Raw genomic sequence first — 13,314 nt, forward strand, 5'->3', positions numbered from 1 at the left:
CAGACGCCGGCGGGGCCGGAATGAAAAATGCGGAGGGCGCAGCAGTCCAGCGATGTGGGCCGCTGATGGCGCGCTCCGGAATGGATTGAGCCGGTGCGCGCGGGTACGTCGTTACGGTGGAATCGCTGGTCAAGGGTGGGGCGCTTCCGCTACATCGCTCGTGATGATCGCTGGGAATGGTCAGATGAGCTGGCTCGGATGCACGGCTATGAGCCGGGTCGGGTCAGGCCGACCGCCGATCTGCTGGTTGCGCACAAACATCCCGATGACAAAGCGGTCGTCGCTGAACTGGTAGACCAGGTGTGTCGTTATGGAAAGCCATGCAGCAATCGGTTTTGCATTATCGATACGGGTGGCGTCGTACACATCGTCGTGGTGCTGGCGAATCCGCTCTATGACGGTCACGGGTCGCTGGCCGGCACTGCCGGGTTCTATGTCGACATCACCGAACAATATGAGGTCGACATGCAAAAGCGGTTGACCCAAGCGGTCACCGTGGTCAACGCCCGAAGGGCGGTCATCAATCAGGCCATCGGGATGCTGATGCATGAGTACCGGCTGGATGCCGAGTCCGCTTTCCAGGTGCTGGCCAAGTGGTCGCAGAAATCCAACACCAAGCTGCGGCTGTTGGCCGAGCGTGTCGTCGGCGACCCCGACGGGCGAAACGTGCTGCTCAACGAGGCCGCGGACACGGTCGGGGAACTGCTGCGCGCCGCCCGCAACGGGCATGGTTAACCTGTTGCAGTTCAGCGACATCACAGCCGGCGTATAGACCAGTCTCAGATTGGACTATGCGGCAATAGTGTCCATAGGATATGTAAGCTGCCCGTCGATGTGCGCTGCCCATGGTCCGCGTTTGATCGTCCCTGCTGGGAGTGAGCATGATTTGCACCGGGAATAGCGTTGTGCGGGTTGATGACCGGCTGGAGCCGGCCCCCGGCGAGACCGCCACGAGCGTGTCGGGCTTGGTTGCGGCAGGTGTTTGGGTGATCGGCCTGGTGATCGGCCTGATCGCGTTGGGAATCGGGCAGGTGGGGATCGCGTCCACAACGCTCGGCGTTGCGATTGTGGCCCCCTGGCTCGGGCTGGCTGCGGCGTCGCGCAGCCGCCGCACTCCGGCGCGCGTACGCGCCTAGGTGTGGCCCGCGGCCGATCGGGGTACTGCATGTGCCACGGGTAATCACATCCGGTGTGTAGCCCGGTCACTCTGCAGGAAGGACCGCCGATGCCGGCCGCCAGCGATTACGATGCCCGCCGCATACCCGATTCCGACGCCGCCGATCCGTCCGGCCTGCGCGAGCTGGCACCCACTTTGCCGAGGTCGTCGACCGCGACCATCGATGCCGTCGACGACGACCCCAATGCGGCGCCCGTCTTCGAACCCCCGGGTGCGGATCTGTCCGGCGAGGAACTGTCGGTCGCGGTGATTCCGCAACGCAGCGACGAGTTCATCGGCTCATGCTGCTATTTGGTGCAGCATCGCAGCCGGTTGCGCAGTTCGATCGGTCAGCTCCCGGTCTGCGCCGACTGTGTGTGATTCTTGACCCCGCGGTAGGCGCCGTGTTGGGTCGTTAGGGTGCCTGCATCCGGTCCCTCGGCGCGCACACCGCCGGCTCTGCGCCGACCGCCCGGCCTACCTGCCCCGCGCCGCTTGCGTACGGTGTTCGCCGCCGCCTACGCGGTCGCATACCTGGTTGGTGGCGAGCGGCGAATGCTGCGATTGATCCGGCGCTACGGGCCGATCATGACGATGCCCATCCTGAGCCTGGGAGACGTGGCGATCGTCTCGGACCCGGCACTGGTCAAAGAAGTCTTCACCGCGCCGCCCGACGTGCTCCTGGGCGGTGAGGGAGTGGGACCCGCGGCGGCGATCTACGGGGCGGGTTCGATGTTCGTCCAGGAAGAGCCCGAACACCTGCGGCGGCGCAAGCTCCTGACGCCGCCACTGCACGGCACGGCGCTGGGCCGTTACGTGCCGATCATCGAGGAGTCCACCCGCGCGGCGATGCGCGATTGGCCCGTCGATCGTCCCTTTGAGCTGCTTGGGGCGGCCCGGGCGCTGATGTTGGATGTGATCGTCAAGGTCATCTTCGGTGTCGACGATCCCGACGAGGTGCGGCGGCTGGGCCGGCCTTTCGAACGCCTCCTGGACCTTGGGGTTTCCGAGCAACTGACCGTCCGCTATGCGCTGCGCCGAGCGGGAGCGTTGCGGGTATGGCCACAGCGGGCGCGCGCCTACCGGGAGATCGAGGACGTCGTCATGCCGCTGATCGCGCAGCGGCGCAGTGACCTTGGCCGCACCGAACAGCGCGACATCCTGGGGCTGCTGATCAGCGCCCGGGGCGATGACGGTGAGCAACTGTCTGACCAAGAGATACGTGACGACCTCATCACGTTGATGCTGGCGGGCCACGAAACCACCGCGACGACGCTGGCATGGGTTTTCGACCTGCTGCTACACCATCCCGATGCGCTGCGGCGCGTCCAGGAGGAGGCCGAGGGCGGCACGGAAACCTTCACCACCGCGGTGATCAACGAGACGCTGCGGGTCCGGCCGCCAGCCCCTTTCACGGCCCGCGTTGCCGCGCGCCCGTTCCGGCTCGGGGGCTACCTCATCGACCTCGGCACCCGAATCGTCGTCCACATGATCGCAATCAACCGCAACCCCGACATGTATGAGCAGCCGAACCGGTTTCGTCCCGAGCGGTTTCTGGGCACGCGGCCGCAAACCTATGCCTGGGTTCCGTTCGGCGGGGGCGCCAAACGCTGTCTGGGCGCCGCTTTCTCCATGCGGGAGTTGGTGACCGTGCTGCACGTGTTGTTGCGGGAGGGGCAGTTCACGGCCGTTGACGAGGCGCCCGAGCGCATCGTGCGGCGCTCCATCATGCTGGCCCCCCGCCACGGCACCCGAGTGCGCTTCCGGCCCCGGCTCCAAGAATCCTTTTAGAACCCTCCAAGCGCGGGCCCCGAGTCTGGTGACAGCAACGGAACCGTCCGCCATGAAGGGAACAGCAGCCATGACCACCATCGACCTGCAGTCCGCATCCGCTTCGCCGGCGGCGCCGGTCCGCGAGACGAACGTCTATGCTTCGGCCGCGCTGGCTTTCGGCATGGTCGGTGCGGTCGTTTTGAGCGTCATCTGCGCGATCGCCGCGCTGGTCGACAGCAAGAAATCGGATCAGGGCCGAGCCGAGGCGATCGCCGGCCTGGTCATGTCGGCAGGCTGGGTCGCGGTGCTATTCGCACTGGCCCACTGGCATGTCGTCTAGTGGCTAAGAGCCGAGACAGACCTGCGATGACCTGAGTCGGGGTGGCGGGATTCGAACCCACGGCCTCTTCGTCCCGAACGAAGCGCGCTACCAAGCTGCGCCACACCCCGCTTGAAGCCACGACAGCCTATCGCACCGGCCCACCAACTCACTAAACAGCTGGCCAGAGGCTAGTTCCAGGCGCACGAGCGCTCGAACTCGACCAAGGCCTGGGCCGGATCGGTCGGATCCAGCCCCTGAGCGCTGACCCATTCGTCGTTGAAATAGGTCTCGGCGTAGCGATCGCCACTGTCGGCGAGCAAGGTGACCACCGAGCCGCTGCGGCCGTCGGCGACCATCTCGGCCAGCAGGCCGAACGCGCCCCACAGATTGGTGCCCGTGGACGGACCCACCCGACGGCCCAGAACGGCGCTCACGTGGCGTGCTGCCGCGATTGAGGCGGCATCGGGGACAGAGACCATACAGTCGACCACACCGGGCAGAAACGACGGCTCAACCCGCGGGCGGCCGATGCCCTCGATCCGAGAAGACTTGGGCATCACGATGTCGTAGCGGTCCTCGGCGTAGGCGGGGAAGAATGCGGAGTTCTCCGGGTCCACCACGCACAGTCGGGTCGTGTGCCGGCGGTAGCGGATGTAGCGCCCGATCGTCGCGCTGGTGCCGCCGGTGCCCGCCCCCACCACGATCCATTTCGGAATGGGGTGCTGCTCCTCGCCCATTTGGGCGAAGATCGACTCGGCGATGTTGTTGTTGCCGCGCCAGTCGGTGGCACGCTCGGCGTTGGTGAACTGGTCCAGGTAGTGGCCGCCGGTTTCCTTGGCGACCCGCTCGGCCTCGGCGTAGACCTGGCTGGAGTTCTCCACGAAATGGCACCGGCCGCCTTGCGCCTCGATCAGCGCAATCTTGGAGGCGCTGGTCGCGGCCGGCATCACGGCGACGAACGGCAGACCCAGCAGGGCCGCGAAATACGCCTCGGAGACGGCCGTGGAACCCGAGGACGCCTCGACGACCGTGGTGCCCTCGCCGATCCAGCCGTTGCACAACGCGTACAGGAACAGCGACCGAGCCAGCCGGTGTTTGAGGCTGCCGGTGATGTGAGTCGTCTCGTCCTTGAGATACAACTCGACGTTCGCGTCGTTGCTCCACGCCGAGGGCAGCGGGTAGCGCAGCAGGTGTGTGTCGGCGCTGCGGCGGGCGTCTGCCTCGATCAGCCGGACAGCATTGTCCGTCCAATCCCGGGCCAGACTGCGGACCGCAACGCGAGCCTGCCCGCTCAACGGATCGACATGGTTGGTTGGGAGCGGTCCAGGTTGCTGCTGGAATCTCGGCCGCCCATCGGGGCGGCGATCAGCGTCAGCAGGGTCGCCTCGGGCCGGCAGCAGAGGCGAACCGGGGCAAACGGGGACGTGCCGATCCCGGCCGAGACGTGTAGGCGCATGTTCGCGCCCCACTGGGATGCGCCCTTGGCCCGGGTGCGATCCAGCCCGCAGTTGGTTACCAGGGCCCCGTAGAACGGCAGGCACAGCTGCCCGCCGTGGGTGTGGCCCGCCATCACCAGCTGGTAGCCGTCGGCGGCGAAGCGGTCCAGCACCCGGGGCTCCGGAGAGTGGGTGAGCCCCAGCCGCAGGTTGGCGGCCGGGCTCGCCGGGCCCGCGATCGCGTCGTAGCGGTCCCGATTGATGTGCGGGTCATCCACCCCCGCCGCCGCGATGTGCAGGCTGGCCACCTCGAACTCGCGTCGGGTGTGGGTGAGGTCGAGCCAGCCGCGCTCGGTGAACGCCGCGCGCAGATCCTGCCAGGGCAGGGGTTCGCCGCGAACCCGGTGGCCGGGGTTGATCAAGTAGTTCGCGGGGTTCTTCAGGCGCGGCCCGAAGTAGTCGTTGCTGCCGAAAACGAACACCCCCGGCCGGGACAGCAGGTCGCCCAGGGTTTGCACGACCGCGGGCACCGCCTTGGGGTGGGCCAGGTTGTCTCCGGTGTTGACCACCAGATCGGGCTCCCAGCTGGCCAGCTCGCGCAACCAGGCTTGTTTGCGTCGCTGGTTGGGCAGCATATGAAGGTCACTGAGGTGCAGCACGCGCAGCGGCGTGGAGCCCGGGCTCAGGACCGGCATCGTGACCTCGCGCAGCACGAACACGTTGCGTTCGATGAGCGAGGCATAGCCGATCCCGGCGACCGTCGTGCCGAGTGCTACGGCACTGCCGCGCAGTAGGACGGATGCGGCCCGATGCCGGCCGCTAAGCGGCCCGGGGAGCAGCTTGGTGATCGGTGGTTGGGCATAAGCCATGCAGGCAGGATACTGCCGGTTGCCGACTGCTCGCTCGTGCCGCCACCAGATCCCCCGGGGAGGCCCTCGGGAGGCCCTTAGGGAGGCGGCGGTGCCAGCAGCGGAATCGTGATCGGCGGCAAGCCGGGAATCTCCACGACCTGCGACCCGACCGGGGGCGGCGGTTCACCTTCCGGCGGCGGCGGCGGTGCCGGCGGGATGCCGTTGCTGATTTGGATCGTGATGATCGACCCGGGGATGGTCTGGCCGCTCGGGGAGGTGCCGACCACCTCGCCATATCGGGCGCTGCTGTTGACCGCGTTGGGTTGATCGGCGACCTGGAATCCCGCGTCCTTGAGGCGCTGGCGTGCCTGGTCCACGTCCAGACCCGCCACGCTGGGTACCCGAGAGCCGGGCGCGCCGTCCACATAGCGCGGATCGGTGGGCGGCAGCTGCACCTCGCCGAAGTCGGTGGCGATCGGCTTCAGCGCGGTGAACCAGGTACGGGCCGGCTCGTTGCCGCCGTACAGGTCGCCGTTGCCGCAATGGCGCAGCGGCCCCGAACACAGATCCGTCGGATTGGTCGAGTCGTCGTAGATGTAGTTCGCGGCCGCGTACCGGTTGGTGAAGCCGACGAATCCGGCCGACCGGTGGGCCTCGGTGGTGCCGGTCTTACCGGACACCGGCAGGCTCCAGCCGGCCGCGCCGGCCGAACCCGACGCCGTGCCGCCGCCCACCGCGTCCTTGCTCATCGCGTTGGCCAGCGTGTTGGCCAGGCCCTCGGGCACCACCTGGTCACATGTTTCGGTGGTGACGGCAACCTCGTTGCCGTTGCGGTCGATCAGCTTGTCGACCGGGTTGGGTGGGCACCACACGCCACCCGAGGCCAAGGTGGCCGCGACGTTGGACAGTTCCAGCGCGTTGACCTCGATCGGGCCCAGGGTGAAGGAACCGATGTTCTGGCGCTTGACGAAGTTGGCCAGACTCTCGTTGCTGTCCGGGTTGTAGTCGCGGGCGGTGCCGGGATTGGCGTAGGAGCGCAGTCCGAGCTTGATGGCCATGTCCACGGTGCGCGACACACCGACCTGCGAGATTAGCTTGGCGAAGGCGGTGTTGGGCGAGGTGGCCAGCGCGTCGGTCACGCTCATGGAACCTCGGTAGTTACCGGCGTTGATCACGCACCAGGTGTCCTGGGGGCAGCCCTTGGCCCCACCGCTGCCCAGGCCCTTGCCCTGGAACCGGCCCGGTACGTCGAGTTGGGCATTGATGCCCATGCCCATGTCCAGGGCGGCGGCCGTGGTGAAGATCTTGAAGATCGACCCGGCGCCATCGCCGACCAGGGAGAACGGCTGCGGTCGCATGGTTTCGCCGGCGTTGATGTCCAGGCCGTACTTACGGTTGCTGGCCATCGCGAGCACCTGGTGAGACTCCTTGCCAGGCTTGATAACGCTCATCACGCTGGAGATGCCGGGCAGGGTCGGGCTGGCGAACTTGTCGATGGCCGCCTTGACCGGGACCTGGACGTCGGGGTCCAGCGTGGTGCGGATCAGGTAGCCGCCCCTGGCCAGCTGTTCCTTACTGATTCCGGCGCGCGATAGGTACTCCTGGACGTAATCGCAGAAGAAGGCGCGATCGCCCGCGGCGATGCAGCCCCGGGGCAGCTCATTGGGTTGCGGCAGGATCCCCAGCGGCTCGGCCTTGGCGGCGCGCAGTGCGTCGGCCTCCGACGGGATGTTCTGGATCATGGTGTCGAGGACCAGGTTGCGCCGTGCCAGCGCACCGTCGGGGTTGGTGTAGGGATTGAGCGTGCTGGTGGACTGCACCATGCCCGCCAGCAGCGCGGATTGCTGCCAGTTCAGCTCCGAAGCGTTGATGCCGAAGTAGGTCTGGGCCGCGTCCTGCACGCCGAATGAGTTGTTCCCGAAGGACACCAGATTCAGGTAGCGGGTCAGGATCTCGGGCTTGGTGAAGGTCTTGTCGAGGGTGAGGGCCATGCGGATCTCGCGCAGCTTGCGCGCCGGGGTGGTTTCGACGGCCGCCCGCTTCTCGGCGTCGGTCTGGGCCGTCACCAACAACTGGTAGTTCTTGATGTACTGCTGCTCGATCGTGGACCCACCCCGGGTGTCGAGGTCGCCCGAGGCGTAGCCGGCCAACCCGGTCAGGGTGCCTTTCCAGTCGACGCCGTTGTGTTCGGCGAAGCGCTTGTCCTCGATCGAGACGATCGCCAGCTTCATGGTGTTGGCGATCTTGTCGCTGGGGACCTCGAAGCGGCGTTGCGAATACAGCCACGCGATCGTGTTGCCCTTCGCGTCGACCATGGTCGATACCGCGGGGACTTCGCCCTGCAGCAGCTGCGCCGACCCGTTGGCCACTACTTCGGAGGCCCGGTTGGACATCAGACCGATGCCGCCGGCAAAGGGAAACATCAGCGCCGCGGCGACGATGCTGGCGAGCAGACAGAACCCTGAGAGCTTGAGCAGGGTGAGTGCGGCCGGGGGACGCTCGGACATGCGTACTACAGTAGCGGCCCCCTTGTCACGCCTCCGCGCCGCGCGATCGAAAAAAACTTTTTGCCCGAGGTGGGCCGGCGTGTCGCCGGGGGGAGAGCCAATATTTGCGCTCGCGTCACAGGTCAGGGGCAAAAACGGGGACCAAGGCGGACTGTTTCCCCCGGCCGATTGGCACAACTCGGGACGATCGTCCCAAAAAATCCGTTATCGGACTGTTGCGCAATTGCCAGCTGACCACCTAACTTATATACGCAGTGAGATTCAGGTAACGCCGATGTGGACAGTGTGTCGTTCGTCGCAACATCGGCTGGTACCCGAGGTGGGCGGTCGCGTAAGCGGCTGGGAGGAAGGGATCAGCTCGTGTCGGGAATTCGTCCTGTTGATGGAAGGGCAAACCTAACGTCGGCTCAGAACCTACTGAGCACTGGCGAGGCTGAAGAACGGATCAACTGGGTATCAAAGGCGCTCTGCCGGGCTACCGACCCGGACGAACTCTTTGTTCGTGGTGCCGCACAGCGCAAGGCCGCGGTGATTTGCCGGCACTGCCCGGTGATGCAGGAATGCGGCGCCGACGCGCTCGACAACAAGGTCGAGTTCGGCGTCTGGGGCGGCATGACCGAGCGGCAACGCCGGGCGCTGCTCAAGCAGCATCCCGAGGTGGTCTCGTGGTCGGACTACTTCGAGAAGCGCAAGCGCCGCAGCGTCGGATAGAGCGCACGTGACCGGGGGGTCAGTGCAACGGCGGGCAGTCCCTTCCTGATTACTTTTTTGTTACACGCGCCGGTTGGATGCACTCTAATTGTCTTGTTCCCAATAGGAACTGGCGTGTGCCCAATTGGCCCGACCGTCGCGGTCGGTCCTAACGGGCTGGCGTAGCGCCCCCGCCATTGCCGGCGGCGGTGATCTGATCGGCGAGTGCGCGCAGGGCGTCCAAGTCGGAAACGTCGAATGGCAGCGACGGCACGCCGATGATCGGCACATGCGGATTGGCCCCGGTGAATCGGGACAGCAACCGAATCTCGCGCTTGGCTGTCTGTGCCCGGTCGGCGTGGATGCGCAGCACCGCCGCCGTCAGCGCGGCCGTCTCCGAATCGGCGTGCTCCTCGTCCAAAGTTTCGGTTGCGTCGATGGCCCGTTCGACCGGCAGCCCGCACAGGGTCGGATGGGTGCGGTTCAACACCAGTCCGGCCAGCGGCATGCTTTCTTCCGAGAGTCGGTCCACAAAGAACGACGCCTCGCGCAGCGCGTCGGGTTCGGCCGCCGACACCACCACAAACTGGGTGCCGCGGCGCTTCAGCAGGGCGTAGGTCCGGTCGGCCTTCTCCCGAAAGCCGCCAAAGGTCGCATCCAGTGACTGCACAAAATCGGCCGCATCGCCGAGCATCCTCGAACCGAGCACCGTCGACATGGCCTTCATGGCCAGGCCCATCACGCCCGTCACCAAGCGGCCAATGCCTCGGCCGGGAGCGAGCAGTAGCCGCCACAGGCGGCTGTCCATGAAGCTGCCCAGGCGCTTGGGTGCATCCAGGAAATCAAGAGCATTGCGCGACGGCGGGGTGTCCACCACCACCAGGTCCCACCGGTCCTGGGCCAGCAGCTGTCCCAGCTTTTCCATTGCCATGTATTCCTGCGTGCCGGCAAGGGACGTAGCGACGGTTTGATAGAACTGGTTATCCAGAATCGATTGTGCCCGTTCGGATCCGGAGTACTGAATCACCATTTCGTCGAACGTTCGGCGCATGTCGAGCATCATCGCGTGCAGCTCACCGGAGACCTCGGGGGCCAACGGCACTCGTTGGGGCACGTTGCCGAGATCATTGACGCCCAGCGCCTGTGCCAGTCGCTTGGCGGGGTCGATGGTCAGGACGACCACGGTGCGGCCATATTCGGCCGCTCGCAACGCGATCGCCGCAGCGGTGGTGGTCTTGCCGACGCCTCCGGCCCCGCAGCACACCACCACACGGTTGGCGGTGTCGGCCAAGATGGCCGCCATGTCAAGAGTTTTCGGCACGCTACTCATCGAACCCCCTGCTGTGCGAGTGATTCCGAAAGCTCGTACAAGCTGCCCAAGTCGACTCCATCGGAGATTGTCGGTAGTTCCAGTCGCGCCACTTGCAGGGCGTCGAGTTGCTGCGCCGTCTCGGCACGCGCGGTGATTCGGGTCGCGTGTTCGATGGTTTCGGTCAGCAGCCCGGCGAAATCGGCATCCGCGAGCTCAATTCCGGCCATTGCCAGCCCGGACCGCACCGAGTCCGCGTCAACGTCTCCCTCGGCGGCCTTGGCGAGGTCCCCGGGATCCAGATAGGCCGGAATATTTCGGTTCACGATCACGCTGCCGATCGGCAATTCCATCTCGGCCAGTTCTTCGATGGCTTCCAGCGTCTCCTGCACGGGCAGCGCTTCCAGCAGGGTCACCAAATGGATGGCGGTCTGGTCGGAGTGCAGCAGGTTCACCACGCCCTCGGCCTGCGAATGCACCGGCCCGCCCTTGGCCAGGTCGGAGACGGCCTTGGTGACGTCGAGGAAGCGCGCGATCCGGCCGGTCGGGGGCGAATCGACAACGATCGCGTCATAGACCGGCAGCCTGTTTTTGTCGACGCGGACCACCGTCTCTTTGATCTTTCCGGTGAGTAGCACGTCACGCAGGCCGGGTGCGATCGTGGTGGCGAATTCGATGGCACCGATCCGGCGCATTGCCCGGCCCGCGATGCCCAGGTTGTAGAACATCTCGAGGTACTCCAGGAAGGCGGCCTCGATGTCAATCGCCAGTGCATTGACCTGACCGCCACGTTCGGCGGTCGCGATCTTGACTTCTTGGTATGGCAGCGGCGGAACGTCGAAGAGCTGCGCAATGCCTTGGCGCCCTTCGACTTCGACGAGAAGGACCTTGCTGCCCCCCGCTGCTAGGGTAAGTGCGAGAGCCGCCGCGATCGTGGACTTTCCGGTGCCGCCCTTGCCGGTTACAAAGTGCAAGCGGGCCTTCGACAAGCGCGATGGCCACCCGACGGAACCGCTGCCGCTAGATGTGTTTGCCACCATCGCATGCTAGCCCTACCGGCCCGTATGAGAACCGGCCTGGCCGAAGGTTTTCAAGTTCGACCGATAAGCTCGCGCTATGACCCAATCCACCACATGGGAGTACGCGACGGTTCCGCTGCTCACGCACGCCACCAAACAGATCCTCGATCAATGGGGAGCCGATGGCTGGGAGCTGGTGGCGGTGCTGCCCGGCCCAACCGGTGAGCAGCACGTCGCCTACCTGAAGCGTCCGAAGTAGAAGTAAAGGGTCTTGATTCTGATGAACGCTACATCCCGGCTCGCCGAACTGGGTATCACGCTTCCGCAGGTGGCGGCGCCGCTGGCGGCCTACGTCCCCGCGGTACGAACCGGCAATCTCATCTACACCGCGGGGCAGCTGCCCTTGGAAGCCGGAAAGCTCCTCGGCACCGGCAAGGTTGGCGCCAACGTCACACCGGAGGAAGGTAAGGCGCTGGCGCGTGTCTGCGCGCTCAACGCGCTGGCCGCGGTGAACTCCCTGGTGGACATCGATTCGGTGACCCGGGTGGTCAAGGTCGTCGGGTTCGTCGCCTCCGCGCCGGGCTTTCACGGTCAGCCCAACGTCATCAACGGTGCCTCGGATCTGCTTGCCGAGGTGTTTGGCGACAAGGGCGTGCACGCGCGTTCGGCGGTCGGTGTCGCGGAGTTGCCGTTGGACGCCCCGGTGGAGGTCGAGCTGATCGTGGAGGTCGGCTAGCCGCCGTGTCCGAGACAGCCGGGTCGCTGACGCATCCTGCATACGGCCGGTTACGGCCGGTCACCGACCTTGCCTCGGTCCTGGTTGCCGATAACCCGGGTCTGCTGACCCTGGAGGGCACCAACACCTGGGTGCTCCGCGGCCCACGCAGTGACGAACTGGTTGTCGTCGATCCCGGCCCGGCCGACGACGAGCACATTGCCCGAATCGCCGCGCTGGGCCGCATCGCGCTGGTGCTGATCAGTCACCGCCATGGCGATCACACCGACGGCATCGACAAGCTGTTCGAGCGCACCGGTGCGCCCGTGCGCGCCGCCGATCCCCAGTTCCTGCGCGGTGACCCGGTGGCGTTGAGCGACGGCGAGGTCATCGATGCCGGCGGGCTGAAAATCACCGTGTTGGCCACCCCGGGACACACCGCGGACTCGCTGTCGTTCGTGCTCGAGGATGCCGTGCTCACCGCCGACAGCGTGTTGGGGCGGGGGACGACCGTCCTGGACAAGCAGGACGGCAGCCTGTCCGAATACCTGGAATCGCTGCATCGGCTCCGCGGTCTGGGGCCGCGCATGGTCCTGCCCGGCCATGGGCCGGACCTGGCCGACATTCGGATCGTCGCGCAGGGATACCTGGCGCACCGCCAGGAGCGGCTCGAGCAGGTTCGCTCGGCGCTACGGGAACTCGGCGAGCAAGCCAGCGCTCGCCAGATCGTCGAACACGTCTACGTCGACGTCGACGAGAAGCTCTGGGATGCCGCCGAGTGGTCGGTTCAGGTGCAGCTGAACCATCTGCACCAAGCCGGGAGCCAGTCCTAGCGGGCTCGGCGGGCCAGCCGTTCGGAGTCCGAGATGAGCACGCTCTTGCCCTCCAGGCGGATCCAGCCCCGATGTGCGAAGTCGGCCAGCGCCTTGTTGACCGTTTCCCGGGAAGCGCCCACCAGCTGGGCGATCTCCTCCTGAGTCAAGTCGTGGGTGACCCGCATGGCGCCGCCCTCTTGGGTGCCGAAGCGCTGCGCGAGCTGCAACAGCTGCTTGGCCACCCGGCCGGGCACGTCGGTGAAGATGAGGTCGGCCAGGTTGTTGTTGGTCCGGCGCAGCCGGCGGGCCAGAACCCGCAGCAGCTGCTCGGCGATCTCCGGCCGATCGGCGATCCATGCCCGCAGCGCGTCGCGGTCCATTGACACCGCCCGCACCTCGGTGATTGTGGTCGCGCTGGAGGTCCGAGGTCCGGGGTCGAAGATCGACAGCTCACCGAACATGTCGGACGGTCCCATGATGGTCAGCAGGTTCTCCCTGCCGTCCGGCGACCTACGTCCGATTTTCACTTTGCCGGCGACGATGATGTACAGCCGATCACCGGGCTCACCTTCAGCGAAAACCGTGTGTCCGCGGGGGAAGTCAACGGGCTGCAGTTGTTTGGTTAATGCTGCGACCGCGCCGGGTTCAACCCCTTGGAAGATTCCTGCCCTTGCCAGGATCTCGTCCACGTTGCCTCTTCAGCTTTCCAACGAAGTGATAT

Annotated in this window: 15 protein-coding genes, 1 tRNA gene and 1 pseudogene; 10 read left to right on the forward strand and 7 right to left on the reverse strand. The window is 66.0% G+C overall.

What is annotated here, in order from left to right:
* Positions 1 to 198 precede the first annotated feature (198 nt).
* The 6 genes and pseudogenes from MPSD_RS28690 to MPSD_RS01490 all read left to right on the forward strand — a co-directional run.
* Positions 199 to 369, forward strand: a pseudogene (locus MPSD_RS28690) (PAS domain-containing protein); the annotation flags it as partial.
* Between the two features lie 6 nt (positions 370 to 375).
* Complete coding sequence (locus tag MPSD_RS28695) at positions 376 to 735, forward strand: ANTAR domain-containing protein (protein WP_232022852.1); 360 nt, start codon at positions 376 to 378, stop codon at positions 733 to 735.
* 170 nt (positions 736 to 905) lie between these two features.
* Positions 906 to 1,136 carry a hypothetical protein gene (locus tag MPSD_RS01475; RefSeq protein ID WP_020785240.1) on the forward strand — a complete coding sequence of 77 codons (231 nt, stop codon included), beginning with the start codon at positions 906 to 908 and terminating at the stop codon, positions 1,134 to 1,136.
* Positions 1,137 to 1,225: 89 nt separating this feature from the next.
* Positions 1,226 to 1,537 (forward strand): DUF4193 domain-containing protein, encoded by a 312-nt coding sequence (locus MPSD_RS01480; RefSeq protein ID WP_086084802.1) that lies wholly within the window; start codon positions 1,226 to 1,228, stop codon positions 1,535 to 1,537.
* 39 nt (positions 1,538 to 1,576) lie between these two features.
* Positions 1,577 to 2,947, forward strand: a complete 1,371-nt coding sequence (locus MPSD_RS01485) for a cytochrome P450 (RefSeq protein WP_086084801.1) — start codon at positions 1,577 to 1,579, stop codon at positions 2,945 to 2,947.
* A gap of 70 nt (positions 2,948 to 3,017) precedes the next feature.
* The gene (locus tag MPSD_RS01490) at positions 3,018 to 3,269 is read left to right on the forward strand and encodes a hypothetical protein (protein ID WP_020726850.1); all 252 of its coding nucleotides are present in this window, start codon (positions 3,018 to 3,020) and stop codon (positions 3,267 to 3,269) included.
* A 36-nt stretch (positions 3,270 to 3,305) separates the two neighbouring features.
* On the opposite strand, the gene MPSD_RS01495 is transcribed toward MPSD_RS01490, so the two are convergent.
* The 4 genes from MPSD_RS01495 to ponA2 form a co-directional block, all read right to left on the reverse strand.
* Positions 3,306 to 3,379, reverse strand: a tRNA-Pro gene (locus MPSD_RS01495).
* 60 nt (positions 3,380 to 3,439) lie between these two features.
* Complete coding sequence (gene cds1 / locus MPSD_RS01500; protein ID WP_020785238.1) at positions 3,440 to 4,546, reverse strand: L-cysteine desulfhydrase Cds1; 1,107 nt, start codon at positions 4,544 to 4,546, stop codon at positions 3,440 to 3,442.
* Positions 4,543 to 5,556: a metallophosphoesterase gene (locus MPSD_RS01505; RefSeq protein ID WP_232022722.1), complete on the reverse strand. Its 1,014-nt coding sequence runs from the start codon at positions 5,554 to 5,556 to the stop codon at positions 4,543 to 4,545. Before MPSD_RS01505 ends, cds1 begins: the two co-directional genes overlap by 4 nt.
* Before the next feature lie 77 nt (positions 5,557 to 5,633).
* Positions 5,634 to 8,045 (reverse strand): transglycosylase/D,D-transpeptidase PonA2, encoded by a 2,412-nt coding sequence (ponA2, locus tag MPSD_RS01510; protein WP_020785236.1) that lies wholly within the window; start codon positions 8,043 to 8,045, stop codon positions 5,634 to 5,636.
* Positions 8,046 to 8,405: 360 nt separating this feature from the next.
* Here ponA2 and MPSD_RS01515 point away from each other — a divergent pair, with 360 nt between their 5' ends.
* The gene (locus MPSD_RS01515) at positions 8,406 to 8,756 is read left to right on the forward strand and encodes a WhiB family transcriptional regulator (RefSeq protein WP_012396686.1); all 351 of its coding nucleotides are present in this window, start codon (positions 8,406 to 8,408) and stop codon (positions 8,754 to 8,756) included.
* Positions 8,757 to 8,904: 148 nt separating this feature from the next.
* Here MPSD_RS01515 and bagB read toward each other — a convergent pair whose 3' ends face one another.
* Positions 8,905 to 10,065: an ATPase BagB gene (gene bagB, locus MPSD_RS01520; RefSeq protein ID WP_012396685.1), complete on the reverse strand. Its 1,161-nt coding sequence runs from the start codon at positions 10,063 to 10,065 to the stop codon at positions 8,905 to 8,907.
* Positions 10,062 to 11,084, reverse strand: a complete 1,023-nt coding sequence (gene bagA / locus MPSD_RS01525) for an ATPase BagA (protein WP_020785234.1) — start codon at positions 11,082 to 11,084, stop codon at positions 10,062 to 10,064. The genes bagB and bagA overlap by 4 nt, the downstream gene beginning before the upstream one ends.
* A gap of 76 nt (positions 11,085 to 11,160) precedes the next feature.
* Between bagA and MPSD_RS01530 the strand changes: the two genes are divergently transcribed.
* Genes MPSD_RS01530 through MPSD_RS01540 form a run of 3 tightly spaced genes read left to right on the forward strand, consistent with a single transcriptional unit; the run spans position 11,161 to position 12,611 of the window.
* The gene (locus tag MPSD_RS01530) at positions 11,161 to 11,322 is read left to right on the forward strand and encodes a Sp36 family protein (RefSeq protein WP_012396683.1); all 162 of its coding nucleotides are present in this window, start codon (positions 11,161 to 11,163) and stop codon (positions 11,320 to 11,322) included.
* Between the two features lie 21 nt (positions 11,323 to 11,343).
* Positions 11,344 to 11,799: a RidA family protein gene (locus MPSD_RS01535; RefSeq protein WP_011741882.1), complete on the forward strand. Its 456-nt coding sequence runs from the start codon at positions 11,344 to 11,346 to the stop codon at positions 11,797 to 11,799.
* 5 nt (positions 11,800 to 11,804) lie between these two features.
* The gene (locus MPSD_RS01540) at positions 11,805 to 12,611 is read left to right on the forward strand and encodes an MBL fold metallo-hydrolase (protein WP_011741881.1); all 807 of its coding nucleotides are present in this window, start codon (positions 11,805 to 11,807) and stop codon (positions 12,609 to 12,611) included.
* Here MPSD_RS01540 and crp read toward each other — a convergent pair.
* Positions 12,608 to 13,282: a cAMP-activated global transcriptional regulator CRP gene (crp, locus tag MPSD_RS01545; RefSeq protein ID WP_012396681.1), complete on the reverse strand. Its 675-nt coding sequence runs from the start codon at positions 13,280 to 13,282 to the stop codon at positions 12,608 to 12,610. The two genes, MPSD_RS01540 and crp, sit on opposite strands and share 4 nt — an antisense overlap.
* Positions 13,283 to 13,314 lie beyond the last annotated feature (32 nt).

It is taken from the genome of Mycobacterium pseudoshottsii JCM 15466 (assembly GCF_003584745.1).
Lineage (GTDB): Bacteria > Actinomycetota > Actinomycetes > Mycobacteriales > Mycobacteriaceae > Mycobacterium > Mycobacterium marinum.